Source organism: Agrobacterium sp. CG160-95 (genome assembly GCF_053521725.1).
The window spans coordinates 92,576-117,279 of the sequence record NZ_JBNWDU010000003.1; the positions used below are offsets into that span (position 1 = coordinate 92,576).

Sequence of the window (24,704 nt, forward strand, 5' to 3'; positions counted from 1 at the left end):
GGCCGCCGCGCAAAGAAAAACGCCGGAGCATTGCCCCGGCGTTTCATTTTTTAAGCCACCAGACCCTTGGTCAGTTCCAGCGCCTGCCGCTCGAACAGCCGGCGATAGATGCCGTCGTTCAGACGGATCAGCGCCTGGTGGTCGCCCTCTTCGACAATCTTGCCCTTGTCGAACACCAGCAGACGGTCAAGCGCCCGCACGGTGGAAAGCCGGTGCGCAATGACCAGCGTGGTGCGGCCATCCATCAGACGTTCCATGGCCTCCTGGATTTGCACTTCGCTTTCGCTGTCGAGGCTCGATGTCGCCTCGTCCAGAATCAGCACCGGTGCATCCGCGAGGAAGGCACGGGCAATGGCGACACGCTGCCGCTCCCCGCCAGACAATTTAACGCCGCGCTCACCCACCATCGTCTCATAGCCCTTGGGAAGGGACATGATGAAGTCATGGGCGCTTGCCTGCCTCGCCGCCTGCTCGATCTCACGCCGCGAGGCGCTCGGCCGGCCATAGGCGATGTTCTCCGCCAGCGTGCGGTGGAACAGGATGGGTTCCTGCTGCACGATGGCGATCTGGCTGCGCAGGTTTGCCTGCCTGGCCTTGGCGATGTCCTGGCCGTCAATGCGGATCGAGCCGGAATTCACATCGTAAAGCCGCTGGATAAGCTTGACGAATGTCGACTTTCCCGACCCCGAATGCCCGACCAGCCCCACACGCTCACCCGACCTGATGGTGACTGAAAAGTCCTCATAGAGCGGGCTGGGATGCGCGCCATATTGAAAAGTGACGTTGTCAAAAACGATTTCGCCCTTCTCTATCCTGATCGGCCTGGCATCCGGCCTGTCTTCGACACCCAAAGGCATCTTGTCGAGCAACACCAACTCTTCCATGTCGTTGACGGCACGTTGCAGGTTACGAATGTGTTGACCGACATCACGCAGATAGCCCTGCAGGACGAAGAACATCGCCAGCACGAAGGTGATGTCGCCCGGCGTCGCCAGTCCCTGCTGCCACATGACAAGGCCTGTTCCCAGAATACCGGCCTGCATGGACACCATCATGAAGCCCTGGATCGTGCCGTTCAGCGTGCCGCGTTTCCATGTCCTTCGCGTACGGTTGTCCCATTTGGCCAGCACATGGCGCAACCGCGCCTCTTCGCGAGTCTCGGCGCCAAAAGCCTTGACCACCGAATTGCAGCTGACGGCATCTGCCAGCGCGCCACCAAGCTTGGTATCCCAGGCGTTTGCAAGTCTTGCCGCCGGCGATACGAAGCCCATGGAGAGCAACACGGTGACGCCGACATAGATCAGCGACCCCGTGCCCACGATCAAGCCCATGATCGGCCAGTAACTACCCAGCACGACGGTGGCGCCCACCAGCATGACGATGGAGGGCAACAGGGCGATAAGAAGCACGTCATTGAGTGAATCAAGCGCCCACATGCCACGCGTGATCTTGCGAACCGTTGAACCGGCAAAGCTGTTGGCGTGCCAGTCGGTTGAGAACCGCTGCACCCGGTAGAAACCGTTATTCGCCACATCCGCCATGGTTTTCAGCGTCAGCCTGATGATGCCGTTAAACACGAACCAGCGCAGGACCACGCTGGTCAAGCCCAGCGCCACGACGACGACAAAAGCGCGCAGCGCCCGGTCAGCCCCGTTGCCGCCGGCAATGGCATCGACGATCTGGCCGGAGAAAACCGGCACCATGACTTCGGCCAGCGTGCTGGCAATCACCAGCACAACAATAAAGCCCACCAATGCCCGCCGGTGGGTCCAATGGTGGAAAACAAAGCCGAGCACATGGCGATAGGCATCGGCGCGGAAATCGAGCTTCTTGCGAGACATTTTAACCAGCACGGCGCCATGCGTTCGGCAACCGGTCCTCAAAAACGGAAGTTGGATGGCACAGCCCGGGCGGAAAACAAAAATGATCCCGTCAGATCAATCGGGCTATGAAGGAAAACAAAACCGCATGTGGGGCGCGCTCTGGGCGGGCCACGAATGGAAATGACCTAGTGTCGGTTCATTCCACGCGGGAGGAACTTGATGAATGATGATGTCATGCAACGCCTCCCTATGTTCGATCTGACGCGGTGAGAAATTTGTACCTGAGCTGTTCGCCGTTGCCAACCGGGTAATTGCAACCTTATGGCAAGTGATGCGAAAACGACACATTAGCTGGTGTGACGGCAACGAACGTGGCCGATGCCGATGAAAGCTTCGGCCACGGTTTTTGCGTGGTGGCGCTTCCCGCCGCACCCAGGCTCCGGTGCGCGGCGAGAACATATCTGGTCAATCCATCTGGACGTTTGCGTTCTTGACGACCGGTTCCCATTTGGCGATTTCGGCTGCAACGTGGCTTTTCAGCTCATCGGGCGAAGAGCCGACGATCTTGGCGCTGAATTCGGCCATGCGGGCCGCCACACCCGGATCGGCAAGCGCTTTCTTGGCCGCCGCATTCAGTGTGTCCACCACATCGGCCGGTGTGCCGGCAGGCGCAAACAGCGCGTTCCACGTGTAGGTTTCATAACCGGGTACGGTTTCGGCAATGGTCGGCAGATCCGGGAATGATGACGCCCGCTCGGCAGTCGTTACGCCAAGCGCCCGCAATGTGCCGGATTTTATGTGGCCGGACGACGACGGCAGATTGTCGAACATGATCGAAATCTGGTTGCCGAGAAGATCGTTGAGCGCGGGGCCGGCACCTTTATAGGGAACGTGCTGCATGCTCACACCGGTCATGCTCTTGAACAATTCCCCTGAAAGATGTAGCGGCGTGCCATTGCCGGACGAGGCATAGGCATATTTGTCCGGTTCGGCTTTCAGAAGCGCGATCAATTCCGCGACGCTGTTGACGTTCAGCTTCGGATTGACAACAAGCACATTGGGAACCACGACCAGAAGCGAGACCGGGGCGAAATCCTTTTGCGGGTCGTAAGGCTTTGTCTTGAGAATGAGCGGGTTCAAGGCATGGGTCGCAACGGTGCCCATCAGGATCGTGTAACCGTCAGGCTCTGCGCGTGCGACACGGTCGGCACCGAGATTGCCGCCAGCACCGGCAACATTTTCAACGACGATCTGGTGACCAAGCTCATCACCCATTTTCTGTGCGATGACGCGCGCAACCACGTCGGTTGAGCCACCTGCCGCGAAGGGAACGACCAGCGTAATCGTTCGATCAGGAAAACCCTGCGCGCTCGCCGTCAGTCCCATCATGCAAAAAGAAGCAGCCGTAGCCGCAAGTTTCAACACCATACGCCGTTTCAAAGACCGGTAATTCATGAACCCTCCTGTAGAATGGCCTCCCCGCCATCAGCGCATAGTAGCTCAAATGGACTTGAGAGCAAGCAACCGGCATCGCAAACCATCCGCGAAGGCCATGCGACACGCCTGCCCTGCAACGCTTGGCGGAACCGCGCGTTATAGCGGGCACAAAGCATTGAAATACCGGGGGCAACATGGACGACAGCGTAAACATTCCCAAGATCAACCGGCTCGTGTTGCAAAACCTCATAGCTGGCCTCAGCGACGGGTTGATCCTGCTCGAAAACGACGGAACGATAGCCTGGGCCAACAAGGCCGCCCTTCAGATGCACCGTATAGAAGCGATGCCTGAGCTTGGGGAGGATGCCGCTGCCTATCGGCGAAATTTCACGCTTCGATACCGCAACAACCACCTGCTCGACGAGGGACAATATCCGCTTGAACGGCTTCTGGCGGGCGAGACCTTCGAAGATGTGACGGTAGAGATATCGCCAAGCGACGATGAAGCGGAATGCTGGGTCCACACGGTGCGCGGCCTCGTTCTTGAAGATGCTGGCGCAAAACCGGATGTTCTGGTCCTGATCATCCGGGACGAAACGCCGCGTTTTGAGGCGGAGGCGCGCTTCGAGAGCGCCTTCAATGCCAATCCGGCGCCGGGGCTGATATGCCGGCTGGAAGACAAGCGTTTCATCCGCGTCAATCAGGGTTTCCTTGAGATGACCGGGTTCAGCCGTGAAGAGATCATCGGCATCAGTGTCGAGGAACTCGGACTGTTTTCCGAGTGCGATACAGGCGAGGACGCCCTGAAAAAGCTGGAGGATGGCCGGCTCATCCGTCAGCGCGAGGCGCTCATTCCCATCCCCGGCGGCGACAGGCTGGTCATCGTGGCCGGCGAAACGATCGCCGTTGCCGAAGAACCCTGCATGCTGTTCACCTTCGCCGATCTGGACGGCCGCCGCAAAGCCCAGAACGCTCTGCGACAGAGCGAGGAGCGCTTCTTCAAATCCTTTCGCCTGTCGCCTGTCCCGGCAGCGATTTCGAGGCTGGACGACTTCGTGCTGATGGAAGTCAATGACGCGTTTCTGGTGCTGTGCGGACGCAACGAGGCCGAAGTCGTGGGCAAGACGGCCAGCGAATTGCGGCTGTGGGAGGACGCGGGCGCGCGCCGCGATCTCGAAAAGCGGCTGAAGGACAACATCCCCATCCGCGATGAGAACATGCGCATGAATCTTTCCGGTGGCGGTTTGGCCGAATGCATCGTTTCCGCCGAACGCGCCGAGATCAACGATCAGCTCTGTGTCATCTGGGCGATACAGGACGTGACTGAGCGGCGCAGAACCGAGAACGAACTGATTGAAGCGATCGAAAGCGTCATGACCGATACATCCTGGTTCAGCCGGACGGTTGTCGAGCGGCTGGCGGGACTGCGTCAGAACTCCCGCGGCACAACCTCTTCCGCCTCCCTCAAGGATCTCACCGAGCGCGAGGAGCAAATCCTGTCACTGATCTGCGATGGATGCAGCGACAAGGAAATGAGCGACAGGCTGAACCTGTCCAAGCATACGATCCGCAACCATATCGCCTCACTTTACGGCAAGATCGGCGTCAACCGCCGCACCGCCGCCGTGATCTGGGCACGCGAGCGCGGTTTTACCGGCCATAGGGAAAAATAACCGCAGCCGAACGCAAAAATAGGTCAGTTTGTACCAGTCCAACTAGTAGCTATTGCTCTGCAAACTGTGATTTTCCCGAACTACCTTACCATCATGCCGCTACCAACAGCGGCACCCTCTAACGATGGAAGGAGTTCGTCATGGACAATAACCGTATCGAAGGTATCGCCCGTCAAGCCAAGGGCACCATCAAGGAAGCAGCCGGCAAGATCACCGGCAACGACAAGCTTCAGGCAGAAGGCAAGGCCGAGAAACTGGCTGGCCAGGCGCAGGAGAAGCTCGGACAGGCAAAGGACGCCGTCAACAAAGTTCTCAAGTGAACCATCTATGTTCAAGGCAGGAGGTTTCACGATGATGCTCTCGTGCGATGCAAACCAGGTATCAAGCTGCGATCCCCAGGAGATCAGCCTGTGCGCCGCGTTGCAAGCCGTGATCGCCTATGCGGACGGGCAGGAAAAAAGCTCGATCTCCGTCACCTCCGTGGAGGGCCGTATCGTGCTCTCCGGAGAGGTGGAAACACTCTCTGCCTTCGAACATGCGGTCATCATCGCAGAATGTTTCGCGTCGCGGCCCATCATCGCCGATCTGGCGATACGGCAGCGGCCTTGCACCTATCTGGAGACGCCGTCCCGGCGCATCCATCTAGCGAATAACAACAGGAGTGAAAAACAATGAAGACATTCGTTCTCGCAACCGCGATTGCAACCCTGGCCCTTGCCCCGATTGCTTCAGCCGAAACGAAGCACAATGCAAAGCGCCCCATGGAAACCGCGCAGAAGGAACGCGTCGGCACCCTGTCGTGCGAAATTGCCGGCGGCATCGGCCTTGTGGTCGGCTCCAGCAAGAGCGTGGCCTGCGAGTTTCGCCAGCGCTCCGGCAAGACCGAGCGTTATACCGGCACGATCGGCAAGCTCGGTCTCGATATCGGCGTAACCGGCAAGACCTATATGAGCTGGATCGTGCTGAACACCGCAGCCAGCCGCGTGGGTGACGGTGCGTTGAGCGGCAACTATGTTGGTGCCTCCGCTGCCGCATCGGTCGGCGTGGGCTTGGGCGCCAATGCACTGATCGGCGGCAATGCCAAGAACTTCGCGCTTCAGCCGCTCAGCGCCGAAGTCGGCACCGGCGTTAACATCGCTGCGGGTGTCTCGCGTCTGCAGTTGAAGCGTGCGGGCTAAACCTTAAAAAAACCGGCGGCGCGGGCTCGGGACGGTTATCGTCTTCGAGCCCGCGCCGTCTGGCGCAGATCAGGCCCCGATATCAGGGTTTGGGGTGAGGCATCATCTCGCCCATCGGGCCGTCGCCTTTTGGTCCGCGCATCATATCCTCTTTAGGACCATGATGCGGCGGACGGCCTGCCGGTCCAAGTGCCTCGATACTACCATCCTGACGGACGACATAGCTTGCCCGCAGGACACCCCTGTCGAAACGGCCCTGAACGCTGACCGCTTCATCGACAGTCACGACCTTCCCATTGTCGCCCTCGGGGCCGGTATCGATGAGTGCGCGGCCGCTATCATCCTGAACGATGAACTTGTTGCCGAAAATCTCGGCGACCTTGCCCTTCAGGGTCACGAGATTTCCTTCCTTGACGGTGGAAATGGCAACGGGCGTCATCGGCGCCATCTCGGGCGTCGGCCGCGTCAGCTTCACCGCACCGGCTCCGGCAGCGGCCCCAACGGCCAGCATGGCAACGGCCGCAAAGGCGAACGCGGCGGTTTTACGGCGATGTTTCCGGTGCGGCGGCACGGGAGTGTCAGAAGTGGCCTTCGGTGCTGCGATTTCGTTATTCTCTTCAGAGTGGGACATGGTGGTCTCCTGTTTGATTGACAGGGCCTTTTTACCTGCCAGGCACCATCAGCAGCCTGAACCTTGTGGTTCAGGTTGAGTTAAGCCTTCCGGGCCTAGTTAAAACACCGCCCACGAAACCGAAACGGCAGGACCATGCGCATACTTCTCGTTGAAGACGATACCGATCTTTCCCGGCGCATCGCGACCAGCCTGCGGGCGGAAAATTTTGTCGTCGACATCGCGCAGAATGGCGAGGATGCCGAACATGCCGGGCTTACCGAACTTTACGACGTGGCCGTTCTCGATCTGGGATTACCGAAAATCGATGGCGTATCGGTTCTGAAATCATGGAGGTCGGCGCAGCGGAACCTGCCCGTGCTCGTTTTGACCGCGCGTGACGGATGGCCGGACAAGGTGGCGAGTTTCAAAGCTGGAGCAGACGATTTTCTCACCAAGCCGTTCAAGGTAGAAGAACTGGTACTGCGGCTGCGTGCACTCGTTCGCCGCGCCACCGGCCACGCCGCCTCCGCCATTACCTGCGGTTCGCTCATCTTCGATGCGCAGCTCGGAACCTTCGAACAGGACGGCTTGCCGCTGAAGCTGACCGCGCTGGAGTGGCGGGTCCTCTCCTGCCTCATCCTGCGCAAGGAAGTTGTGGTCGACCGTCGCGAACTCATCGAACGGGTCTATGAGGGCGATGCGGAAGTGGATTCCAATTCCATCGAAGTGATCATTGCCCGCCTGCGGCGCAAGATCGGCGCCGGGCATATAGAGACCGTTCGCGGGCGCGGTTACATGCTGAAGGCAGAGCCATGAGGGAGTTTTCGGCCATTCCGGGTTCGTCGATCTCGCGCCGCCTCACGGTTTTTTCCGTGGTTTTCGTCACCGCGACCGTGATCGTCGCCTCGATCATACTCTATCTCATCGTTGCCGGCGTGGTGCGTGAACAGATCGACCAACGGCTCGACACGCAGATAGAGGGATTGCGGAGCGCGCTCTCCGGCAGTGCAAGCGGCGGCGTGAAACTCAACGCCGCGCTGGACGGCCCGCCATTCGACAGGCGCGGCTCCGGCTGGTACTGGCAGATCACCGGCGAGGGTGTAGCGATCGTCTCTCGGTCGCTCGCGGGGCAAACCATAACCAACCCGCCCTCCCCGTTCGAATGGCGCAAAATGATGGGCCACGGCCCTCGTCCCGGCGCGAATGCCGATTTTCACGGCGAGGAGCTCTATCTCAGATCCATTCAAACCATGGTTGGACAGCGCCTCGTCGAAATCACTGTCACTGCGCCGCAATTCGCGCTGGTTGCACCCGCCCGCAGCGCGCTTCTGTGGTTGATACCTGCCATGACTCTCTTGGGCGCTAGCCTCGTCGGCGGTATTTTCCTGCAGGTCAGATATGGTCTGCGACCACTGCGGCAACTCACCGCCGATATTTCCTCGATTTCGGCAGGCACACTCGACAGGTTGCCGGAGGCGGATGTCGAGGAACTGCGTCCAGCCTCGGGCGAAATCAACCGTCTCGTGGAGCAGAATAGCGAGAGGCTTGCGGAAACACGTCTGCACTTTGCAAATCTCGCCCATGGTCTAAAAACCCCGGTGACAAGCCTCTACCTTGCCCTCAACGAAACCAACGACCCGGATCGCGAAATGCGTGCGCTTGTGGACAGGATCGACCAGCGCATCCGCCACCATCTGGCAAGAGCCCGCAAGACCGCAGCAGGCGGCACGGCCACGGTGACCGCGCTCAAACCGAGGATCAACGATATCGTTGATATCATGTCGCGTATTCATGCCGACCGGGGGATTGTCGCAACGGTCGATGTGGACCCCGAGTTGCTATTGCAGATCACACCTGAGGATCTGGACGAGATCGTTGGCAATATCATCGACAACGCATTCAAATGGGCAAAAAGCGCGGTTCGTATTTCCGCGAAAAAGACCGGACGCGACGTCTGGATCGTGATCTCGGACAATGGACCTGGCATCGAGGATGCCCGCATTTCCGAGGCTTTCCAGCCGGGCAGACGCATGGACGAGACCGTTCCGGGTGACGGCTTCGGTCTTACCATCGTCAAGGAACTTGTCGAGCTTCATGGCGGCAGCATCAGGCTGGAGCGCGGCGAAAATGGCGGACTTACCTGTTCGCTGACCCTGCCGGCAGGATCTTGAGGAAAGCCCGCCTTTCCCTTTGTTGACCCTGCTGCGCAGCAGCGGTAAATACAGGTTTCGAAGCAGGGAGATTTATGCACAGAGGTTGAAAATCTGACCGCCCATCGCGGTTTCAGCCGGCTCTGAAAACGGAGCTGACCCTTTGGCATGTCTAATTCTGCGGAATTTCCATGAATATCAAATCTATCGACATCCGGCCGTTTGACGCGGCAGCGGATACGCAAATCCTGTCACGCATCTGGCTCGATGCCTCGCTGCTGGCACATCCCTTTATCGGCACGCAGCGTTTGCGCGAGCAGCAAAGACTGATCGAAGATACCTATCTGCCGCTATCGGAGACTTTCGTCGCAGCGCAGGCCGGTGACCCTGTCGGCTTCATCAGCCTGCTCGACAGTTTCATTGGAGGCCTGTTCGTCGCACCGGCACAACAGGGCAAGGGTATCGGGCGCAGGCTCATTGCCCACGCGCTTGATCTCAAGGGTGAATTGTCGCTTGAGGTCTATACCGCCAATGAGCAGGCGATGCGGTTTTACCGTTCGCTCGGCTTCCTTGAAGTCTCGCGCAGGTCGACTGACGATGACGGCCTGCCCTTCGAGAATGCCCGCCTGTCACTCAAGGCCTGAAAACAAATCCGGGCAGCCACAGGGCTGCCCGGACGATCTGATGCTTGTCGCAATCAGCCAAACAGCACAAGGCTGCTTTTGACCGTGACCCACACGCCCCAGAGAAGTGGTATGCCGACGGCTGCCCAGGCCAGTGCGGCCTTGGCGTCCAAACCACCCCTGCCGATACCGAAGGAACCGGTGGGCCCTGCATTGGCAGCTGCAGTCTTGGCCTGAAGTGTCGCAACCTCCGCATCCGACATGAACCATTTCTCCGGCAGCGGCCGGACAAACGCGTTGGCGACGAGGCCGATCGCGAGCATCCCCGCCAGGATGTACATGGTGCTGGTATAGAGTGCGGGACCCGGCGCGACACCGGCCGCAATCTGTGCCTCGCGGATGTAATTCACGACAACAGGCCCGGCGATACCCGCCGTTGCCCATGCCGTCAGCAGACGGCCATGGATCGCGCCGACAAACTGCGTGCCGAAGATGTCGGCAAGATAGGCGGGAATGGTTGCAAAGCCGCCGCCATACATCGACAGGATGATGCCGAGGGCAAGAACGAAGAACGCCTTGGAACCCATCGTTGCCAGCGTCGGGGCCAGCGCATAAAGAATGATGCCAAGCACGAAGAAGCAGAAGTAAGTGTTCTTGCGGCCGATCTTGTCGGACATGGAAGCCCAGAAGAAGCGGCCGCCGATGTTAAACAGCGACAGCAGGCCGGTGAACCCGGCCGCGATGGCGGCGATCGATGCTTTCTGCTCGATATTGAGGTCAGCAAAGCCAACGCCGGGCAGACCGATCAACGAACCCGCAAAAATCTCCTGCAACATTGGCGATGCCATGCCGATCACGCCGATACCCGCCGACACGTTGAGGCACAGAACCGCCCAGATGAGCCAGAACTGCTTCGTCTTGTGCGCATCACGCAGATGAACGTGACGATTGGTGATCATGGCACTTTTGGCCGCCGGGGCCGTCCAGCCTTCCGGACGCCAGCCCGCCGGTGGAATGCGGTAACCGAAGGCACCCGCCATCATGAAGACGAAATAGATCAATGCCATGACGACGAACGTTTGCCAGACACCGACTGAAGTATCCGTCTTGAAGGTATTCATGAGCAGATTGGCAAGCGGTGCGCCGATCATAGCACCGCCGCCGAAGCCCATGATGGCCATGCCGGTTGCCATGCCGCGCCGGTCCGGAAACCATTTGATCAATGTCGAGACCGGCGAGATGTAACCGAGACCAAGACCAACGCCGCCGATGACACCTGCCCCGACCCACATCAGCCAGAGCTGGTGCGTCATCACGCCAAGCGCTGCAACCAGAATGCCGCCGCACCAGCAGCAGGCGGAAACGAAGCCGGCCTTGCGCGGCCCGACCCTTTCCAACCAACCGCCCCAGATCGCCGCCGAGCATCCGAGCAAGACGAAGAAGAGCGTATAGATCCAGCCAAGATCGGCCACACGCCAGTTGCACTCCGTGGTGAACAGTGCCCCGACAAGGGTAAGGCTGGAGCAACTGGGGTCCGTTGCCGGCAATGCCTTCGACAGCGGCAGCCAGAAGACGCTGAAGCCGTAGGCCATGCCGATACACAAGTGAATGGCCAAAGCCGCCGGCGGTACCAGCCAGCGGTTGAAGCCGGGTTTTGCTATGATCCGTTCGCGGTCTAAAACCCCGGCTTGCGCCGGCCCTCCCGCAGATACGCCTGCTACTGCCATCGACACTACCTCCCTCGTGAATGTCTGGACAACCATGATACGCCCGCATTGGCCGCATCGACCGGGCGTTACCGAGATCGCCGGATGTCCCCCATCCGGCAATACCTGTTTGCGGCGTGTTACCGCCTGGCTTTACGTGGTTTCGGGAATGCTCGGTTCGGACAAGGACTCGCCCGCAGCATCGCCCTTGCCCTCCGGCGTTCCCGTGGCATCCTTGCCAAGCCCGACCGCATCGGCGGCGGGCACCCCGGGCCTCTTGATCTTGAGCGCTGCTGCGAGCACCAGCGGCAAAAACTCCCCGGCACCGGCATCAACCATCTCGAAAAACCGTTTGCGCATACGGGGTTCCCAGAATTTGTTAATGTGGGTGGCGACACCCTCAACGCGGATATCCTCGGGCTGGGAAAGGAAAAAAGTCGCGATCTGGTTCGCCATTCTCACCAGTTTTTCGTCGGTGTGATTAAGCAACATGGCTGTTTCCCCGCGCCGCCTGACGGACGACATTCACGTTTTCAAAAGGCCGGGATTACCCCGGCCCCGATTATTCGGCCGCCTCGAGCTTGCCTGCGATCCGCCGCGAACGGCGGCTGAGCGCGTCATATCCTTCCTGCCATTCGGTCGGCCCGTTCGAGGGCGAGACCTGAACCGCAGTGACCTTGTATTCCGGACAGTTCGTCGCCCAGTCGGAGTAGTCGGTGGTAATGACGTTTGCCTGCGTGCCCGGATGGTGGAAGGTGGTATAGACCACCCCCGGCGCAACGCGATCGGTGATTAGCGCCCGTAGCGTCGTATCGCCCGAACGGCTGGCAAGCTTGATCCAGTCACCATCCTTGACGCCACGCTGTTCGGCATCATGCGGATGGATTTCAAGACGATCCTCCTCATGCCAGACGACGTTTTCGGTGCGCCGTGTCTGCGCGCCGACATTGTACTGCGACAGAATGCGGCCGGTGGTGAGCAGCAGCGGAAAGCGCGGGCCGGTACGCTCGTCCGTCGCCACATATTCGGTGCGGATGAACTTGCCCTTGCCGCGCACGAACCCGTCCACATGCATGATCGGCGAGCCTTCCGGGAATTTTTCGTTACACGGCCACTGCACCGAGCCTCTGCTCTCCAGATAGTCATAGGAAACGCCGGCAAAGCTCGGTGTCGTCGCGGCGATTTCATCCATGATCTGCGACGGGTGCGTATAGTTCCAGTTCAGCCCCATGGCCTGGGCCAGCTTCTGGGTGACCTCCCAATCCGAATAGCCGTTTTTCGGCGACATGACCTTGCGCACACGATTGATGCGGCGTTCGGCATTAGTGAACGTGCCATCCTTTTCGAGGAAGGTGGAACCCGGCAGAAAGACATGCGCGTAGTTCGCCGTCTCGTTCAGGAACAGGTCGTGCACGACAACACATTCCATCGCGGCAACACCGGCTGAAACATGCTTGGTGTCCGGGTCCGACTGGAGGATGTCTTCGCCCTGAATGTAGATGCCCTTGAAACTGCCATCGACGGCTGCATCCAGCATGTTGGGGATGCGCAGCCCCGGCTCGTTGTTGAGGGTAACGCCCCAGAGCTTTTCGAATATTTCCCGGGTGGCATCGTCGGATATATGGCGATAGCCGGGGAGCTCATGCGGGAAGGAACCCATGTCGCAGGAACCCTGCACATTGTTCTGGCCACGCAGCGGATTGACGCCGACACCGGGGCGACCAATGTTTCCGGTCGCCATGGCAAGATTGGCAATCGCCATGACGGTCGTGGAGCCCTGGCTGTGTTCGGTAACGCCAAGTCCGTAATAGATTGCGCCATTGCCGCCCTCGGCAAAGAGCCTGGCGGCACCGCGCAGCTCATCGGCGGGAACGCCGGTAAAGACTTCGGTTTCCTCCGGGCCATGCTGCGGTTCGGCCACGAACGCGGCCCAGTCCTCAAATTCCGACCAGTCGCAACGCTCGCGGATGAAGGCCTCGTCGAACAATCCTTCGGTGACGATGACATGGGCAAGGGCTGTCAGCACGGCGACGTTCGTTCCAGGCTTCAGCGGCAAATGGAACGACGCCTCCACATGCGGCGTGCGAACGAGATCGATGCGGCGCGGATCGATGACGATCAGCTTGGCGCCCTGGCGCAGCCGCTTCTTCAGGCGTGAGCCGAACACTGGGTGCCCGTCCGTCGGGTTGGCGCCGATGACGAGGACAACATCCGAATGTTCGACGGAATCGAAATTCTGCGTTCCGGCAGAGGTGCCGAACGCCTGCCCCAACCCGTACCCCGTCGGCGAATGACAGACGCGGGCGCAGGTATCGACATTGTTGTTGCCGAAACCGGCGCGGATGAGCTTCTGGACCAGAAAGGTCTCTTCATTGGTGCAGCGGGACGAGGTGATGCCGCCGATGGATTCGCGGCCATAGGTTCCCTGAATGCGCTGGAATTCGGAGGCGACATGGGCAAGTGCCTCGTCCCACGTCACTTCGCGCCACGGGTCGCTGATCTTTTCACGGACCATCGGGTTGAGAATACGGTCGCGGTGGCTGGCATAACCATAAGCAAAGCGACCCTTGACGCAGGAATGGCCACGGTTTGCCTGACCGTCCTTCCACGGCACCATGCGAACCAACTCCTCGCCGCGCATTTCCGCCTTGAACGAACAGCCGACACCGCAATAAGCGCAGGTGGTGACCAGCGAATGTTCGGGCTGGCCGATGTCGATCACCGATTTTTCAGTCAGCGTCGCCGTCGGACAGGCCTGCACGCAGGCGCCGCAGGAAACGCATTCGGAATCAAGAAATGCCTCGTGCGCGCCGGGCGAAACGCGGCTTTCGAAGCCGCGCCCTTCGATCGTCAACGCGAACGTTCCCTGCACTTCCTCACAGGCGCGCACGCAGCGTGAACAGACGATGCACTTTGACGGATCGTAGGTGAAATACGGGTTGCTCTCGTCCTTGGGCATCCAGTTGGCGTTGAGGTCGCCATCGCCGGCACGGGCCTTCACATGGTTGTCACCATCATAGCCGTAACGCACGTCACGCAGGCCGACGGCGCCAGCCATATCCTGCAATTCACAGTCGCCATTTGCGGCGCAGGTGAGACAGTCGAGCGGGTGGTCGGAGATATAAAGCTCCATCACACCCTTGCGGATCTGCTTCAGGCGTTCCGTCTGGGTGTGGACGACAAGACCGGCCGCCACTGGCGTGGTGCAGGAGGCGGGGGTGCCATTGCGGCCCTCCACCTCGATGAGACAGAGGCGACAGGAACCGAAGGCATCGACCATATCGGTGGCGCAGAGTTTGGGAACATCGATGCCCGCTTCTCTCGAAGCACGCATGATGGACGTTCCCGCCGGCACGGTGATCTCGCGGCCGTCTATCGTTAGCGTGACCATCTCTGTCGAGGTGGATTTTGGTGTTCCGTAGTCGATTTCAGATATAAGGGCCATGGTCTTACTCCGCCGCTTCGACACGTGGGATGGGTGCAAAATCCTGCGGGAAGTGCCTGAGCGCGCTCATCACGGGATAAGGCGTGAAACCGCCTAGCGCGCAGAGCGAACCGAACTTCATGGTTTCGCAGAGATCCTCAAGCAGCGCCGTATTTCGCTCTGCTTCTATTCCAAGGGAAATCTTGTCGACCGTCTCGACACCGCGTGTCGAACCGATCCGGCATGGCGTACACTTTCCGCAACTTTCGACGGCACAGAATTCAAGGGCAAAACGCGCCTGGCGCAGCATATCGGCGGTGTCGTCAAAGACGACGATGCCGGCATGACCGATCAGGCCGCCTGCAGCGGTAAATGCTTCGTAGTCGAACAGCGTATCAAACAGCGACACCGGGAAATAAGCGCCCAATGGGCCGCCGACCTGAACCGCTTTGACCGGCCGGCCAGTAATGGTGCCGCCACCGATTTCGTTGACCAATTGCCCGAGCGGCAGACCGAAAGCGGTCTCGTACAGCCCGCCATGTCTTATGTTTCCGGCAAGCTGGATCGGGATCGTGCCGTGCGAACGACCAATGCCGAAATCCCGGTAGAACGCCGCGCCGCGATCCATGATCACAGGGATCGAAGCGAGAGAAATGACATTGTTGACTACCGTCGGCTTGCCGAACAGCCCCTGCAGGGCGGGAAGCGGCGGCTTGGCGCGCACCGTGCCGCGCTTGCCTTCGAGACTGTTGAGCAGCGAGGTTTCCTCACCGCATACATAGGCTCCGGCGCCCATACGCACCTCGAGATCGAACGCGCGACCCGAACCCAGCACAGACGCGCCGATCACCCCTTCTCGCCGAGCAATGTCGATGGCTTTTTCCATCGTCCTAACGGCATGGGGATATTCGGAGCGGGTGTAGATGTAGCCCTTCGTTGCACCAACCGCGAGGCCGGCAATGGCCATGCCCTCGATAAGGACAAAGGGATCGCCTTCCATGATCATGCGGTCGGCAAAGGTGCCGCTGTCGCCCTCATCCGCATTGCAGATAATGTATTTCTGATCGGCGGTGGCATCCGCCACGGTTTTCCACTTGATACCGGTCGGAAAACCGGCGCCACCCCGTCCGCGAAGGCCGCTATCGGTGACCTGTTTGACGATCTCCGCGGGGGTGAGTGCAACGGCTCTCTCCAGCCCCTTCATGCCCTGGTTGGCACGGTAGTCTTCCAGCGAAAGCGGATCGGTCACGCCGCAGCGCGCAAACGTCAGGCGCGTCTGATTCTTCAGGAAAGGGATTTCTTCGGTCAGCCCAAGACAGAGCGCATGATCGCCGCCATCAAGAAAATCCGCATCGAACAGCCCGGAAACATCAGAAGCTTTGACCGGACCATAAGCAACGCGGCCATGATGGGTGTCGACCTCTACCAGCACTTCAAGCCACAGCAGGCCGCGCGAACCGTTGCGGACAAGGCGAATATCAAGATTGCGGGCCGCGGCCTCACCCTGGATTGCTTCGGCAACGCGGTCGGCACCAACGGCGAGTGCTGCGGAATCGCAAGGTACGAAAACGGTCACGCTCATCGACGCACCTCCGCCAGAATGTCGCCAAGACAGTGCTCATCCACTCTGGCATGAACCTCGCCATCCAGCATCAGCGCGGGTGCCTGGGCGCAGAGCCCGAGACAGAAGACCGGCTCGAGTGTGACCGAGCCATCCTTTGCCGTCTGGTGCCAGTCGAGACCAAGTTTCCCCTTGATGGTGTCGGCAAGAGACTCGCAGCCCATCGACTGGCAAGCCTCGGCCCGACAGAGCTTCAGCACATGGCGCCCGCCGGGATGGTCGCGAAAATCGGGATAGAAGCTCACAACACCATGCACTTCGGCACGCGATACGTTGAGGGCCAGGGCGATCACCTGTTTGACGCTATCAGGCACATAGCCGAATTCTTCCTGCACCCTGTGCAGGATGGGCAGCATTGGCCCTTCCATATGCAGACAGTCGTCAATGATAGCCTGCACACGCGTCGCCTCATCTGCGGCGACAGCACGAATATTCATGAGCCAGTCCTCCCAAACCGACAGGTGGTGGGCGTTTGAACCGGAGGACCTCCACATCCTTATCCGGCGCGCCGCGCTGCCTGATGGCGAAAGAATGGCGAGCGGAGCAAGATCAGGTCAATATCGTCTTTCCGTCAGTCGATAGGAAATTTCTATCAAAAGCGGAGGCCGCGACGCGCAATCGGGCCTCATGCAGCAGTGCGGAAACGAGTGGCGTATGGGGTTCACGATAGGTGGCGATGAGGCCGACAAGATGCTCGGCATCGGGCTCGACAATCGGGATCATTCGAATCTGTTTTGGAAAACCAAACGATTCCGCGATGTTACGCGGCATAATTGAAGCCCATTGTCCGGTTCGGATATGGGAAAACAGTACAATCATCGAATTGGATTCGAGCGTGGGTTTCGCTTCAACACCCGCTTCGGCCATGTGCTTGTTGATAATGCGGCGGTTTTGCATGTCGGAAGTCAATAGGCAAAGCCGAAGACCAGAAACCTGCTTCCAGGTCACGCTCTCTTGATCGGCAAGAGGCGTGCCTGCGGCCGCAATCAGGTGATATCGCTCCGAGTAAAGCGGAACCGTCGTTACCCGGCCCAGAGGTTCGTTGTCGAGATAGGTGATTCCCGCGTCGATTTCGAGATTTTCGATCTGGCTGAGAACCTGCAACGACGTGCGGGAGGTGACGGAAAACGTGACTGCCGGGTGACGCGCCTGAAAGGGTTCGGTGAGCCTGGGCACCATGGCAAGAGCGGTGGGGATGACGGCCAGCCGGATATGGCCGGCGAGACCTTTACGCGCAGCGCGCATTTCCTCCCGCATCGTGCGTGTATCGGCAACGATACGCCTTGCCCATTCGAGAACCCGCTGCCCCTCCGGCGTCAGGCCCTGATATCGCGCCGCACGCACGACGAGCACGACACCGAGCTGATCTTCCAGTTGCCGGATGGCCGCAGACAGCGTCGGCTGCGATATGCCGCACTCCTCCGCGGCCCGCCCGAAATGCTCCGCGCGCGCAAGTGCAATGAAAAACTCCAGCTTGTCGATCATCCTGCCTCCCATCCCGCGCGGCCATTCTGCGGACCGGCGCGAAAGCAGACACTAGAGCGAGGCGAGCTTTGTCGCAAACGCCGTGGAGGCGCTTTGCCGCACCCGCGTTTCCCGGTCAGGCGACGAGCTTGGTTTCCTTCACCCGCGGATAATCATAGGCATTGACCTTGGATGTCACGTAACCCGCGCCCACCAGGGCTTCGGCCAGCTTGACGGCGGCCGTGACACCATCGATGACAGGGACGCCGGTTGCCTCGCGCAGCCTGTCGCACAGTGCGGACATGCCGGCGCAACCGAGGATGATGGCTTCTGCCGCATCTTCTTTCTTGGCCGCTTCGATTTCGCGGATCAACATCGCCTCGGCTGCAAGCGGATCCTCTTCAAGACCCAGCACCGGCAGATTGATGGCACGAACCCTGCGGCAATGCCGCTGTGCACCGTAGCTATCGACGAGATCTTCGATAATGGGGATGGAGCGCGGCAGCGTTGTGATGATGGAAAAGCGGCGGCTGATCGTCATCGCCACCTGAATGCCGGCCTGGCAGATGCCAATCACGGGACCACGCGCGACTTCGCGCGCCGCATGCAGGCCCGGATCATCAAAGCAGGCAATGACATAGGCATCGACGCCCAGCCGCTCGCCCTTGCGGATTTCCTCCAGCATGCCGGGAACAGCCAGCGCCTCATCGGCCCCGCCTTCGATACTGACCGGCGTATCGATAGGGTTTGCAGCGGAAATCTTCGTATCCGCCTGCCTGACGCGCAAGGCGCTCTCGAGCGCCTGCGCCGTCATCGAGGCGGTTGAGTTCGGGTTGATCAGACGAATATGCATTCAGGTCAGCCTTTCGGGACTGTCACTTGCCATCTGGCTTGATGAAGTCGGTAATGGGGGGCGCCTTCAAGACGAACTGGCGATCCGAGGTAATGTAATTGTCGGCATGGAGGCGTGCGATCGGCTGGTATCGGTCCGGATCGACATAATGCCCCTCCTTGTCGAGGCAGTCCCTGTGGACATGCATGTGCACGACCTCCCCCAGCACCAGCGTCCGGCGCGGATAATCGATCAGACGCTCCACCCGGCACTCGAAGGCGCAGGGCGATTCCGCTGCAAAGCTTGCATCGATCTTGTTGCAGGGCGTCGGCGTCAGCTGCGCCATGGAAAGTTCATCGACCTCGCTGTCGAAACCGAGGCCGCAGACAAGCATATGTTCGGATATAGTCATATCGACCATGTTGACGACAAACTCGCCGGTGCGGCGAATATTGGCCATCGTGTCCTTCTCCTCGCCATTCAGACGCGGCTGGATTCCGAGAACAACGATGGGCGGATCATGGGAGAAGACGTTGAAAAAGCTCATCGGCGCTGCATTGTTGTGGCCCGCTTCCGAGCGGGTCGTGACAAGCGCTATCGGCCGTGGACCAATAAAATTCGTCAGCAACCGATAGCGGCTCTGTGGCTCAAGCGTGGTGAAGTCGAATTCCATGACGTTGTCCCGTTTATAGTATACAATATTGTTTCATATTGTTGACAATTATGCAACCAAAACCCTGTTGAAACAGTTGACTTTTTCGGCGGCATCACGCTTTTCTAACCCTAATGGAGAGCGAACAAAATGACCGAGCAGAACGGCCAGTCCACACAGCAAATTGTCGAGAAAGTCTGGCTGTCCATCGCTGAGCGGCGGCTGCGTCCCGGCGTGCAGCTGAAGGAAGAACAACTGGCGACAATTTTCAGTGTCAGCCGTGCACGTATCCGTCAGGCCCTTTCCGTTCTGGAGCGCGACGGTCTCGTCACCATCGTTCCCAATCGCGGCGCCTTCGTTTCGAAACCATCGGTCGAAGAAGCCAGAGACGTGTTTTTCGTGCGTCGCACCGTGGAGCAATGTGTCGTTGAACGTCTGTGCAAATCGGCCACCAAGGCCGATCTGAAACGGCTTCGCGACCATGTTGCCAAGGAGCGCGTGGCCAATGCTCACAACATCACCACCGATATCATCAAGCTCTCCGGCGGGTTCCATCTGCTGCTTGCGGAAACGGCCGGTTCCGATTTCCTCTTCACCACCATGCGCGACCTCATTTCGCGTTCCTCCCTCATCACCGCCGTTTACCGCAACACCGACCGCTTCAATTGCGGACCGGACGAGCATGCGGAAATCGTCGATGCGATTGCCAATAACGACCCGGCGAAAGCCACGCATCTGATGACCCACCATCTGGAACATGTGGAAGCGGAACTCGATCTCAGTGAAATCCGCGACCTTTCCCACGATCTGCGCGCCGCACTCGCCTGACCCGACGGTCAGACGAGTTCTCTCTCCTTCACAACCCGCTCTTCTTCGTCCGCCACCAGATGGCAGGCGACACGTGTGCCGCCGGCAAGCGTGCGCACCTTTGGCACCTCCGCCGAACAGCGCGCCGTCGCAAGCGGGCAACGCGGATGAAACGTGCATCCCGATGGCGGTTTGAGCGGGCTTGGAACTTCGCCGGCAACCAGTTCCCGATCACGGCGCGGCGCATCGATATTGGGAATGGTCTGCAGCAGAAGCTGGGTATAGGGGTGACGCGGTCGGGCGAACAGCTCCTCCGTGTCGCCCTCCTCCACAATGCGGCCAAGATACATGACCGCGATGCGATCCGACATGTGGCGAACCACGCTCATGTCATGGCTGATGAACAGATAGGTCAGCCCCAACTCGTCCTGAAGGCGTCGCATCAGGTTCAGCACCTGCGCCTGCACCGATACATCGAGTGCCGATGTCGGCTCGTCACAGACCAGAAACTCGGGCTCACTTGCCAAAGCGCGGGCAATGGAGATGCGCTGACGCTGGCCGCCTGAAAATTCATGCGGAAACTTTTCGCCGTCCGAAGCAGACAGACCAACCGTCAGCAACAGTTCCTCCACCCGTTCCATGGTCTCGGCACGGGTCGCACGAAGTTTCAGTTCGCGGATGGGCTCGGCAATGATATTCTTCACCCGCCAGCGCGGATTGAGCGAGGCATAGGGATCCTGAAAGATCATCTGCGCCGAAAGCGGTGTATCCTTGCGACCCTTGGCGAAGTGGAAATCACCCGCGCTTGGCCGGAACAGCCCGGTCACCAGACGGGCAACCGTGGACTTGCCGCAGCCGCTTTCCCCTACGATGCTGAGACAGCCGCCCGCCGGAACCGTAAAATCGATGTCGTTTACGGCCTGGACGAATTGCCGGGGCTTGCGCTCAATGATCCGGTTGAGCCATGGGGCAGAGACATCGAAGGTCTTGGTGAGGCTTTTGACCGTCAATGCGGGTGTTCTTTGAACGGGCGTGTTCATGCTGTACCTCCTGCATTCATCCAGCAAGCGCTGGCGCCATCACCCATCGCTTCCAGTTCCGGCCGCTCGCGAAGACAGCGCGGTCCGGAGAACCCGCAGCGCGGATTGAAGGCGCATCCGGGCGGGATGGCGTCGAGACGCGGCATGGCACCGTCGATCTGGTTGAGCCGTTCCACTCGCGCGCCGAGCGAAGGAATCGAGGCCATCAGGCCCTGCGTATAGGGGTGCCTCGGCGCATGGAGAACCTGTTCGACCGGCCCCACCTCTATCAACCTGCCGGCATAAAGCACGGCAACGCGATCGGCCGCTTCGGCGATGACGCCCATATCATGGGTGACCAGCATGACAGCCGTCTGCTTTTCCTTGCAGAGCTTGCGCAGCAGCGAGATGATCTGCGCCTGGATCGACACGTCAAGCGCCGTCGTCGGTTCATCGGCGATGATCAGTTTCGGCGACGCCGCAAGTGCGAGCGCTATGACGACGCGCTGGCGCATACCACCGGAGAATTGATGCGGATGGTGATCGACGCGCTCTTCCGGAGATGGAATACCGACATCACGCAAAAGCTGGACTGCGCGTGCCTTTGCATCCCTTTTCGAAAGCGGCAGATGCTGGCGGATCGTCTCCACAAGCTGCGCGCCAACCGTGAATAGCGGATTGAGTGAGGTGAGCGGATCCTGAAAGATCGCGCCGATTTCCCGGCCACGGATGCTTTCCATCGCCCTGTCATCGAGTTGATCGATACGACGCGACCCAAGCCATATTTCGCCATCCGCGATGCGGCCCGGTTTTTCGAGCAGGCCCTGTATCGCAAGGCCGGTCATGGATTTTCCGGCACCGGACTCCCCGACCACACCGAGGATTTCGCCGGGGCGGATGGAAAGGCTGATATCCGAAAGTGCCGTCACCGTTCCCCGGCGGCCAGGGAACTCGACTTTCAAATTGCGGACATCGATAACCGACTGGTTCATGTCATCCATTGGTATTCACCTTCACCGGGTAGCTCGGGGGGAAGATTTCCGAAACGGGCGGATTGGCCCAGCTTCGCTCGGGATATTTCGCGATCAGCCCATCGAACTGTGCCTGCGCCTGAATGCGGGCGCTCGCCATGTCGATGTTCGCGACCTGTCTTTCCCGCATGGAGAGACGACCATCGACAAACACGGCACGCGTGATTTTGCCTGAACCGCCGGTGACAATTGTTGTGATCGGATCGAGGCTCGGCGCCATGACCGTGTCATCCAGATCGAAGACCGCGATATCGGCGCGCGCACCCTTGGAAAGATGCCCGAGATCGGAGCGACCCAGCGCCCGAGCGCCGCCGAGTGTGGCGGCGTCGAACAGATCGGCTGAGCGGACCTTATCGGGAGCACCGTCATTGATGCGGCAGGTTATGAGACCGACAAGCAGGTTCATCAGCATGTCGGCGGGCGCCGTATCGGTGCCCATCGCAATGTTTATTCCAAGCTGCCGGCACGCGGAGAAGGACGACAGCGTACTGCCGCTTCTGGCCGACACCAGCGGACAGTGGACGATCGACACGCCGTTTTCCGCATAGAGCGCCAGATCTTCCTGCGTCGCATTGGTGGCATGCGGCGCGATAAGGCGGTCGCTCAGCAGGCCTGCTTTTGCGAGCCATACCGGTGCAGTCGAGCCATGCAGCTTGCGAACCGTGTCAACTTCCATGGTGCCCTGCGCCATATGCAGCCGGAATTTGCAGCCGAGATCACGGGCGGCCGCATCGGTTCTTTCCAGCAGGGTGAGCGTCGATGTTTCAACCCTATCAGGTGCGAGAAGGCCGCGGACGAGATCACCGTGCCTTCCGGTCTGCCGTTCGATGAACGACACGGCTTCCTTCAGCCCCTGAAGACCTCGTTCCTCGTCGAACACTGGCACCATGCGTCCCGGCTCTTCCAGCACCATGCCGCCGGAGCGGAAGGCGGGGCTGAGATAGACCCGGAGACCAAGTTCGCCGGCAGCATCGGCCGCAGCCTCGAATTCAGCGACCGTTTCTCCCCATTCACGATAAAACAGCGAGGCAATGGGTGCCGCCGTGGTGATGCCGTTGAGGAGAAGCTGGCCAAAGGCGAAACGTTTCTGGAAGGCAAGCTCCTCCTCGGAATACATCTCGTAAGGACCGGCCTCGACATAGGAGCGCGGCCAGACACGGCCCTTCGCCCAGCCGGGATGATTGTCGATCCCCAAAATAGTCGTATCGAAATCGGAAAGCGCATCGAGGTCGATCAGGCCGGGGCTGATCAGGGCATTGCCGAAATCGACGCGGCGCGCGACCTCGCCCGGAAAGCCATGGCCGACAAAAAGGATTTCGCCGTTCTCGAAAACCACTTCGCCGTTTTTCAACAGCCGGTGAGACCCGTCCTTATGACCGACCACCCAGCTTGCGGTGAGCAGCGTGCGACCGGAGGACCGTTCACCGAGAGCGATAGACTGTAGCGGATTGCTCATCATGGTGCCTCCACCACAGCCTTGCCGCCTCTGGCGGTCACGCGTCCGCCCTTTACGACCAGCGGCCGCGGCGCGACATCGACAACGGCATGGGCCAATGTTTCGCCGGTCAGCAGCGTGAAGTCTGCGGCACAGCTAACCTCAAGACCGTAATCCTTGAGGCCCATGACATCGGCACCGCCCTGCGAGACGACATGCAGGACATACGCAAGCTCGATATCCGAGCGCAAGCCGTTCTTCATGCCGATGATCTTGGCCCGGTCGAGCATATCCGGCTGGCCCCAGGGTCCCCAGGTATCGCGAATGCCGTCACAACCGCCGCCAACGCGAACGCCGGCTTCCTTCAGCCGCATGATCGACGGCACGGTTGCCGAGGGCGCGCCCGTCGTCAGGATCGCCACATCGAGCCGGGCGATTTCATCGATCAGCTTGCCGACCCTGATGTAATCATTCATGCCCAGCGCAAAGGCGTGGCTGATTGCGACCTTGCCTTCCATGCCATTGGCACGAATACGCTCGAAGATCAGCTCCATCGTGAAGGCGCCGAGATCGGCAGCCTCATGCAGATGAATGTCGATCGGCACGCCGTGCCTGACCGCGAGTTGAAAGAGAATATCGAGCTGGCCTTTGGGATCGCGATCGATGCCGCAGGGATCGATGCCGCCAAGGACTTCGCATCCCTGTTTCAGGGCCTCGTCCAGCAACTCCACCGTGCCGGGCATGACCATAACGCCGGACTGCGGGAAGGCAACGACCTCGATGTCGATGATGCCTTTCAGCTTCTCACGTGTTTCCCATATGCCTTCGACAAGCTTCAGGCCGTGGGTCGGATCGATATCCACATGGCTGCGGATATGCGTGCCGCCGTTTGCAGCAAGGCCGATGGCGTGGCGCATGGACTGGCGGTGCGGATCGATACCGATCTGGGTGCGGTTCTCGCGCTCGAAATCGATCCGTCCGCGCAGGATGGCGGCACGGTTGTTCTCATGCCAGGGCATGCCCCATGTCGTCTTGTCGAGATGGGTGTGTGCATCGATGAGACCGGGCGCGACGATTGCACCGTTGCCATCCTCGACCGCCATGCCGGGTTCGGCCTCGAACTTTCCAAAACCGGCAATCTTTCCCTGTCTTACCAGAATATCGCAGGTGTCGCCCGCCATGGGCCTGACGTTGCGGAGCAGAAGATCGTACATGG

General features: G+C 59.8%; 23 protein-coding genes. 8 read left to right on the plus strand and 15 right to left on the minus strand.

The window, feature by feature from the left end; translation table 11 throughout:
- Positions 1-50: 50 nt before the first annotated feature.
- Positions 51-1,841 (minus strand): ABC transporter ATP-binding protein, encoded by a 1,791-nt coding sequence (locus ACQZ63_RS11880; RefSeq protein WP_448799180.1) that lies wholly within the window; start codon positions 1,839-1,841, stop codon positions 51-53.
- 447 nt (positions 1,842-2,288) lie between these two features.
- Entirely contained in the window at positions 2,289-3,278 is a 990-nt protein-coding gene (locus ACQZ63_RS11885) for a Bug family tripartite tricarboxylate transporter substrate binding protein (RefSeq protein ID WP_025594897.1), read from the minus strand.
- A gap of 176 nt (positions 3,279-3,454) precedes the next feature.
- Here ACQZ63_RS11885 and ACQZ63_RS11890 point away from each other — a divergent pair, with 176 nt between their 5' ends.
- The 4 genes from ACQZ63_RS11890 to ACQZ63_RS11905 all read left to right on the plus strand — a co-directional run bounded on the left by ACQZ63_RS11890 (position 3,455) and on the right by ACQZ63_RS11905 (position 6,111).
- A complete protein-coding gene (locus ACQZ63_RS11890; protein ID WP_448799181.1) occupies positions 3,455-4,933 on the plus strand; it encodes a PAS domain S-box protein in 1,479 nt (492 codons plus the stop codon).
- 140 nt (positions 4,934-5,073) lie between these two features.
- The gene (locus ACQZ63_RS11895) at positions 5,074-5,253 is read left to right on the plus strand and encodes a CsbD family protein (RefSeq protein WP_004431371.1); all 180 of its coding nucleotides are present in this window, start codon (positions 5,074-5,076) and stop codon (positions 5,251-5,253) included.
- Between the two features lie 7 nt (positions 5,254-5,260).
- Positions 5,261-5,608, plus strand: coding sequence for a BON domain-containing protein (locus ACQZ63_RS11900; protein WP_019566731.1), 348 nt, complete (start codon positions 5,261-5,263; stop codon positions 5,606-5,608).
- Positions 5,605-6,111, plus strand: coding sequence for a DUF992 domain-containing protein (locus ACQZ63_RS11905; RefSeq protein WP_013761056.1), 507 nt, complete (start codon positions 5,605-5,607; stop codon positions 6,109-6,111). Before ACQZ63_RS11900 ends, ACQZ63_RS11905 begins: the two co-directional genes overlap by 4 nt.
- A gap of 82 nt (positions 6,112-6,193) precedes the next feature.
- Here the strand turns inward: ACQZ63_RS11905 and ACQZ63_RS11910 are convergent, their stop codons facing one another.
- The gene (locus tag ACQZ63_RS11910; protein ID WP_035200427.1) at positions 6,194-6,742 is read right to left on the minus strand and encodes a hypothetical protein; all 549 of its coding nucleotides are present in this window, start codon (positions 6,740-6,742) and stop codon (positions 6,194-6,196) included.
- Positions 6,743-6,877: 135 nt separating this feature from the next.
- Here ACQZ63_RS11910 and ACQZ63_RS11915 point away from each other — a divergent pair, with 135 nt between their 5' ends.
- The 3 genes from ACQZ63_RS11915 (at position 6,878) to ACQZ63_RS11925 (ending at position 9,518) form a co-directional block, all read left to right on the plus strand.
- The gene (locus ACQZ63_RS11915; protein ID WP_065688589.1) at positions 6,878-7,540 is read left to right on the plus strand and encodes a response regulator transcription factor; all 663 of its coding nucleotides are present in this window, start codon (positions 6,878-6,880) and stop codon (positions 7,538-7,540) included.
- Positions 7,537-8,895: a sensor histidine kinase gene (locus tag ACQZ63_RS11920; RefSeq protein WP_448799182.1), complete on the plus strand. Its 1,359-nt coding sequence runs from the start codon at positions 7,537-7,539 to the stop codon at positions 8,893-8,895. The genes ACQZ63_RS11915 and ACQZ63_RS11920 overlap by 4 nt, the downstream gene beginning before the upstream one ends.
- A gap of 170 nt (positions 8,896-9,065) precedes the next feature.
- Positions 9,066-9,518: a GNAT family N-acetyltransferase gene (locus ACQZ63_RS11925; RefSeq protein WP_065661923.1), complete on the plus strand. Its 453-nt coding sequence runs from the start codon at positions 9,066-9,068 to the stop codon at positions 9,516-9,518.
- Between the two features lie 53 nt (positions 9,519-9,571).
- Here ACQZ63_RS11925 and ACQZ63_RS11930 read toward each other — a convergent pair whose 3' ends face one another.
- The 8 genes from ACQZ63_RS11930 to ACQZ63_RS11965 all read right to left on the minus strand — a co-directional run bounded on the left by ACQZ63_RS11930 (position 9,572) and on the right by ACQZ63_RS11965 (position 19,217).
- Positions 9,572-11,224, minus strand: a complete 1,653-nt coding sequence (locus tag ACQZ63_RS11930) for an OFA family MFS transporter (RefSeq protein WP_004431363.1) — start codon at positions 11,222-11,224, stop codon at positions 9,572-9,574.
- Positions 11,225-11,356: 132 nt separating this feature from the next.
- Positions 11,357-11,695, minus strand: coding sequence for a formate dehydrogenase subunit delta (locus ACQZ63_RS11935; RefSeq protein WP_448799183.1), 339 nt, complete (start codon positions 11,693-11,695; stop codon positions 11,357-11,359).
- Positions 11,696-11,765: 70 nt separating this feature from the next.
- Positions 11,766-14,648 (minus strand): formate dehydrogenase subunit alpha, encoded by a 2,883-nt coding sequence (gene fdhF / locus ACQZ63_RS11940; protein ID WP_448799184.1) that lies wholly within the window; start codon positions 14,646-14,648, stop codon positions 11,766-11,768.
- A 4-nt stretch (positions 14,649-14,652) separates the two neighbouring features.
- Positions 14,653-16,209 (minus strand): formate dehydrogenase beta subunit, encoded by a 1,557-nt coding sequence (locus tag ACQZ63_RS11945; protein ID WP_111801908.1) that lies wholly within the window; start codon positions 16,207-16,209, stop codon positions 14,653-14,655.
- Entirely contained in the window at positions 16,206-16,685 is a 480-nt protein-coding gene (locus tag ACQZ63_RS11950) for a formate dehydrogenase subunit gamma (protein WP_004431359.1), read from the minus strand. Before ACQZ63_RS11950 ends, ACQZ63_RS11945 begins: the two co-directional genes overlap by 4 nt.
- A 112-nt stretch (positions 16,686-16,797) precedes the next feature.
- Positions 16,798-17,733, minus strand: a complete 936-nt coding sequence (locus ACQZ63_RS11955; RefSeq protein WP_004431358.1) for a LysR family transcriptional regulator — start codon at positions 17,731-17,733, stop codon at positions 16,798-16,800.
- A gap of 115 nt (positions 17,734-17,848) precedes the next feature.
- Complete coding sequence (locus ACQZ63_RS11960; RefSeq protein ID WP_448799185.1) at positions 17,849-18,565, minus strand: aspartate/glutamate racemase family protein; 717 nt, start codon at positions 18,563-18,565, stop codon at positions 17,849-17,851.
- A 22-nt stretch (positions 18,566-18,587) separates the two neighbouring features.
- A complete protein-coding gene (locus ACQZ63_RS11965; RefSeq protein ID WP_004431356.1) occupies positions 18,588-19,217 on the minus strand; it encodes a flavin reductase family protein in 630 nt (209 codons plus the stop codon).
- A gap of 129 nt (positions 19,218-19,346) precedes the next feature.
- Between ACQZ63_RS11965 and ACQZ63_RS11970 the strand changes: the two genes are divergently transcribed.
- Positions 19,347-20,024 carry a GntR family transcriptional regulator gene (locus ACQZ63_RS11970; RefSeq protein ID WP_004431355.1) on the plus strand — a complete coding sequence of 226 codons (678 nt, stop codon included), beginning with the start codon at positions 19,347-19,349 and terminating at the stop codon, positions 20,022-20,024.
- 8 nt (positions 20,025-20,032) lie between these two features.
- Here ACQZ63_RS11970 and ACQZ63_RS11975 read toward each other — a convergent pair whose 3' ends face one another.
- The 4 genes from ACQZ63_RS11975 to ACQZ63_RS11990 are packed head-to-tail and all read right to left on the minus strand — an operon-like array spanning position 20,033 to position 24,702.
- Positions 20,033-21,043 carry an ABC transporter ATP-binding protein gene (locus ACQZ63_RS11975; RefSeq protein WP_448799186.1) on the minus strand — a complete coding sequence of 337 codons (1,011 nt, stop codon included), beginning with the start codon at positions 21,041-21,043 and terminating at the stop codon, positions 20,033-20,035.
- Positions 21,040-22,023: an ABC transporter ATP-binding protein gene (locus tag ACQZ63_RS11980; protein ID WP_448799187.1), complete on the minus strand. Its 984-nt coding sequence runs from the start codon at positions 22,021-22,023 to the stop codon at positions 21,040-21,042. Before ACQZ63_RS11980 ends, ACQZ63_RS11975 begins: the two co-directional genes overlap by 4 nt.
- Positions 22,016-23,509 carry an amidohydrolase family protein gene (locus ACQZ63_RS11985; protein WP_448799188.1) on the minus strand — a complete coding sequence of 498 codons (1,494 nt, stop codon included), beginning with the start codon at positions 23,507-23,509 and terminating at the stop codon, positions 22,016-22,018. The genes ACQZ63_RS11980 and ACQZ63_RS11985 overlap by 8 nt, the downstream gene beginning before the upstream one ends.
- The gene (locus ACQZ63_RS11990; RefSeq protein WP_448799189.1) at positions 23,509-24,702 is read right to left on the minus strand and encodes an amidohydrolase family protein; all 1,194 of its coding nucleotides are present in this window, start codon (positions 24,700-24,702) and stop codon (positions 23,509-23,511) included. Before ACQZ63_RS11990 ends, ACQZ63_RS11985 begins: the two co-directional genes overlap by 1 nt.
- Positions 24,703-24,704 lie beyond the last annotated feature (2 nt).

What these genes read in the sequence shown, in the direction of transcription:
- ACQZ63_RS11880 (WP_448799180.1), bottom strand. Translation starts at nt 1,841, where the DNA reads ATGTCTCGCAAGAAGCTCGATTTCCGCGCCGATGCCTATCGCCATGTG.
- ACQZ63_RS11885 (WP_025594897.1), bottom strand. Translation starts at nt 3,278, where the DNA reads ATGAATTACCGGTCTTTGAAACGGCGTATGGTGTTGAAACTTGCGGCT.
- ACQZ63_RS11890 (WP_448799181.1), top strand. Translation starts at nt 3,455, where the DNA reads ATGGACGACAGCGTAAACATTCCCAAGATCAACCGGCTCGTGTTGCAA.
- ACQZ63_RS11895 (WP_004431371.1), top strand. Translation starts at nt 5,074, where the DNA reads ATGGACAATAACCGTATCGAAGGTATCGCCCGTCAAGCCAAGGGCACC.
- ACQZ63_RS11900 (WP_019566731.1), top strand. Translation starts at nt 5,261, where the DNA reads ATGTTCAAGGCAGGAGGTTTCACGATGATGCTCTCGTGCGATGCAAAC.
- ACQZ63_RS11905 (WP_013761056.1), top strand. Translation starts at nt 5,605, where the DNA reads ATGAAGACATTCGTTCTCGCAACCGCGATTGCAACCCTGGCCCTTGCC.
- ACQZ63_RS11910 (WP_035200427.1), bottom strand. Translation starts at nt 6,742, where the DNA reads ATGTCCCACTCTGAAGAGAATAACGAAATCGCAGCACCGAAGGCCACT.
- ACQZ63_RS11915 (WP_065688589.1), top strand. Translation starts at nt 6,878, where the DNA reads ATGCGCATACTTCTCGTTGAAGACGATACCGATCTTTCCCGGCGCATC.
- ACQZ63_RS11920 (WP_448799182.1), top strand. Translation starts at nt 7,537, where the DNA reads ATGAGGGAGTTTTCGGCCATTCCGGGTTCGTCGATCTCGCGCCGCCTC.
- ACQZ63_RS11925 (WP_065661923.1), top strand. Translation starts at nt 9,066, where the DNA reads ATGAATATCAAATCTATCGACATCCGGCCGTTTGACGCGGCAGCGGAT.
- ACQZ63_RS11930 (WP_004431363.1), bottom strand. Translation starts at nt 11,224, where the DNA reads ATGGCAGTAGCAGGCGTATCTGCGGGAGGGCCGGCGCAAGCCGGGGTT.
- ACQZ63_RS11935 (WP_448799183.1), bottom strand. Translation starts at nt 11,695, where the DNA reads ATGTTGCTTAATCACACCGACGAAAAACTGGTGAGAATGGCGAACCAG.
- fdhF (WP_448799184.1), bottom strand. Translation starts at nt 14,648, where the DNA reads ATGGCCCTTATATCTGAAATCGACTACGGAACACCAAAATCCACCTCG.
- ACQZ63_RS11945 (WP_111801908.1), bottom strand. Translation starts at nt 16,209, where the DNA reads ATGAGCGTGACCGTTTTCGTACCTTGCGATTCCGCAGCACTCGCCGTT.
- ACQZ63_RS11950 (WP_004431359.1), bottom strand. Translation starts at nt 16,685, where the DNA reads ATGAATATTCGTGCTGTCGCCGCAGATGAGGCGACGCGTGTGCAGGCT.
- ACQZ63_RS11955 (WP_004431358.1), bottom strand. Translation starts at nt 17,733, where the DNA reads ATGATCGACAAGCTGGAGTTTTTCATTGCACTTGCGCGCGCGGAGCAT.
- ACQZ63_RS11960 (WP_448799185.1), bottom strand. Translation starts at nt 18,565, where the DNA reads ATGCATATTCGTCTGATCAACCCGAACTCAACCGCCTCGATGACGGCG.
- ACQZ63_RS11965 (WP_004431356.1), bottom strand. Translation starts at nt 19,217, where the DNA reads ATGGAATTCGACTTCACCACGCTTGAGCCACAGAGCCGCTATCGGTTG.
- ACQZ63_RS11970 (WP_004431355.1), top strand. Translation starts at nt 19,347, where the DNA reads ATGACCGAGCAGAACGGCCAGTCCACACAGCAAATTGTCGAGAAAGTC.
- ACQZ63_RS11975 (WP_448799186.1), bottom strand. Translation starts at nt 21,043, where the DNA reads ATGAACACGCCCGTTCAAAGAACACCCGCATTGACGGTCAAAAGCCTC.
- ACQZ63_RS11980 (WP_448799187.1), bottom strand. Translation starts at nt 22,023, where the DNA reads ATGGATGACATGAACCAGTCGGTTATCGATGTCCGCAATTTGAAAGTC.
- ACQZ63_RS11985 (WP_448799188.1), bottom strand. Translation starts at nt 23,509, where the DNA reads ATGAGCAATCCGCTACAGTCTATCGCTCTCGGTGAACGGTCCTCCGGT.
- ACQZ63_RS11990 (WP_448799189.1), bottom strand. Translation starts at nt 24,702, where the DNA reads ATGTACGATCTTCTGCTCCGCAACGTCAGGCCCATGGCGGGCGACACC.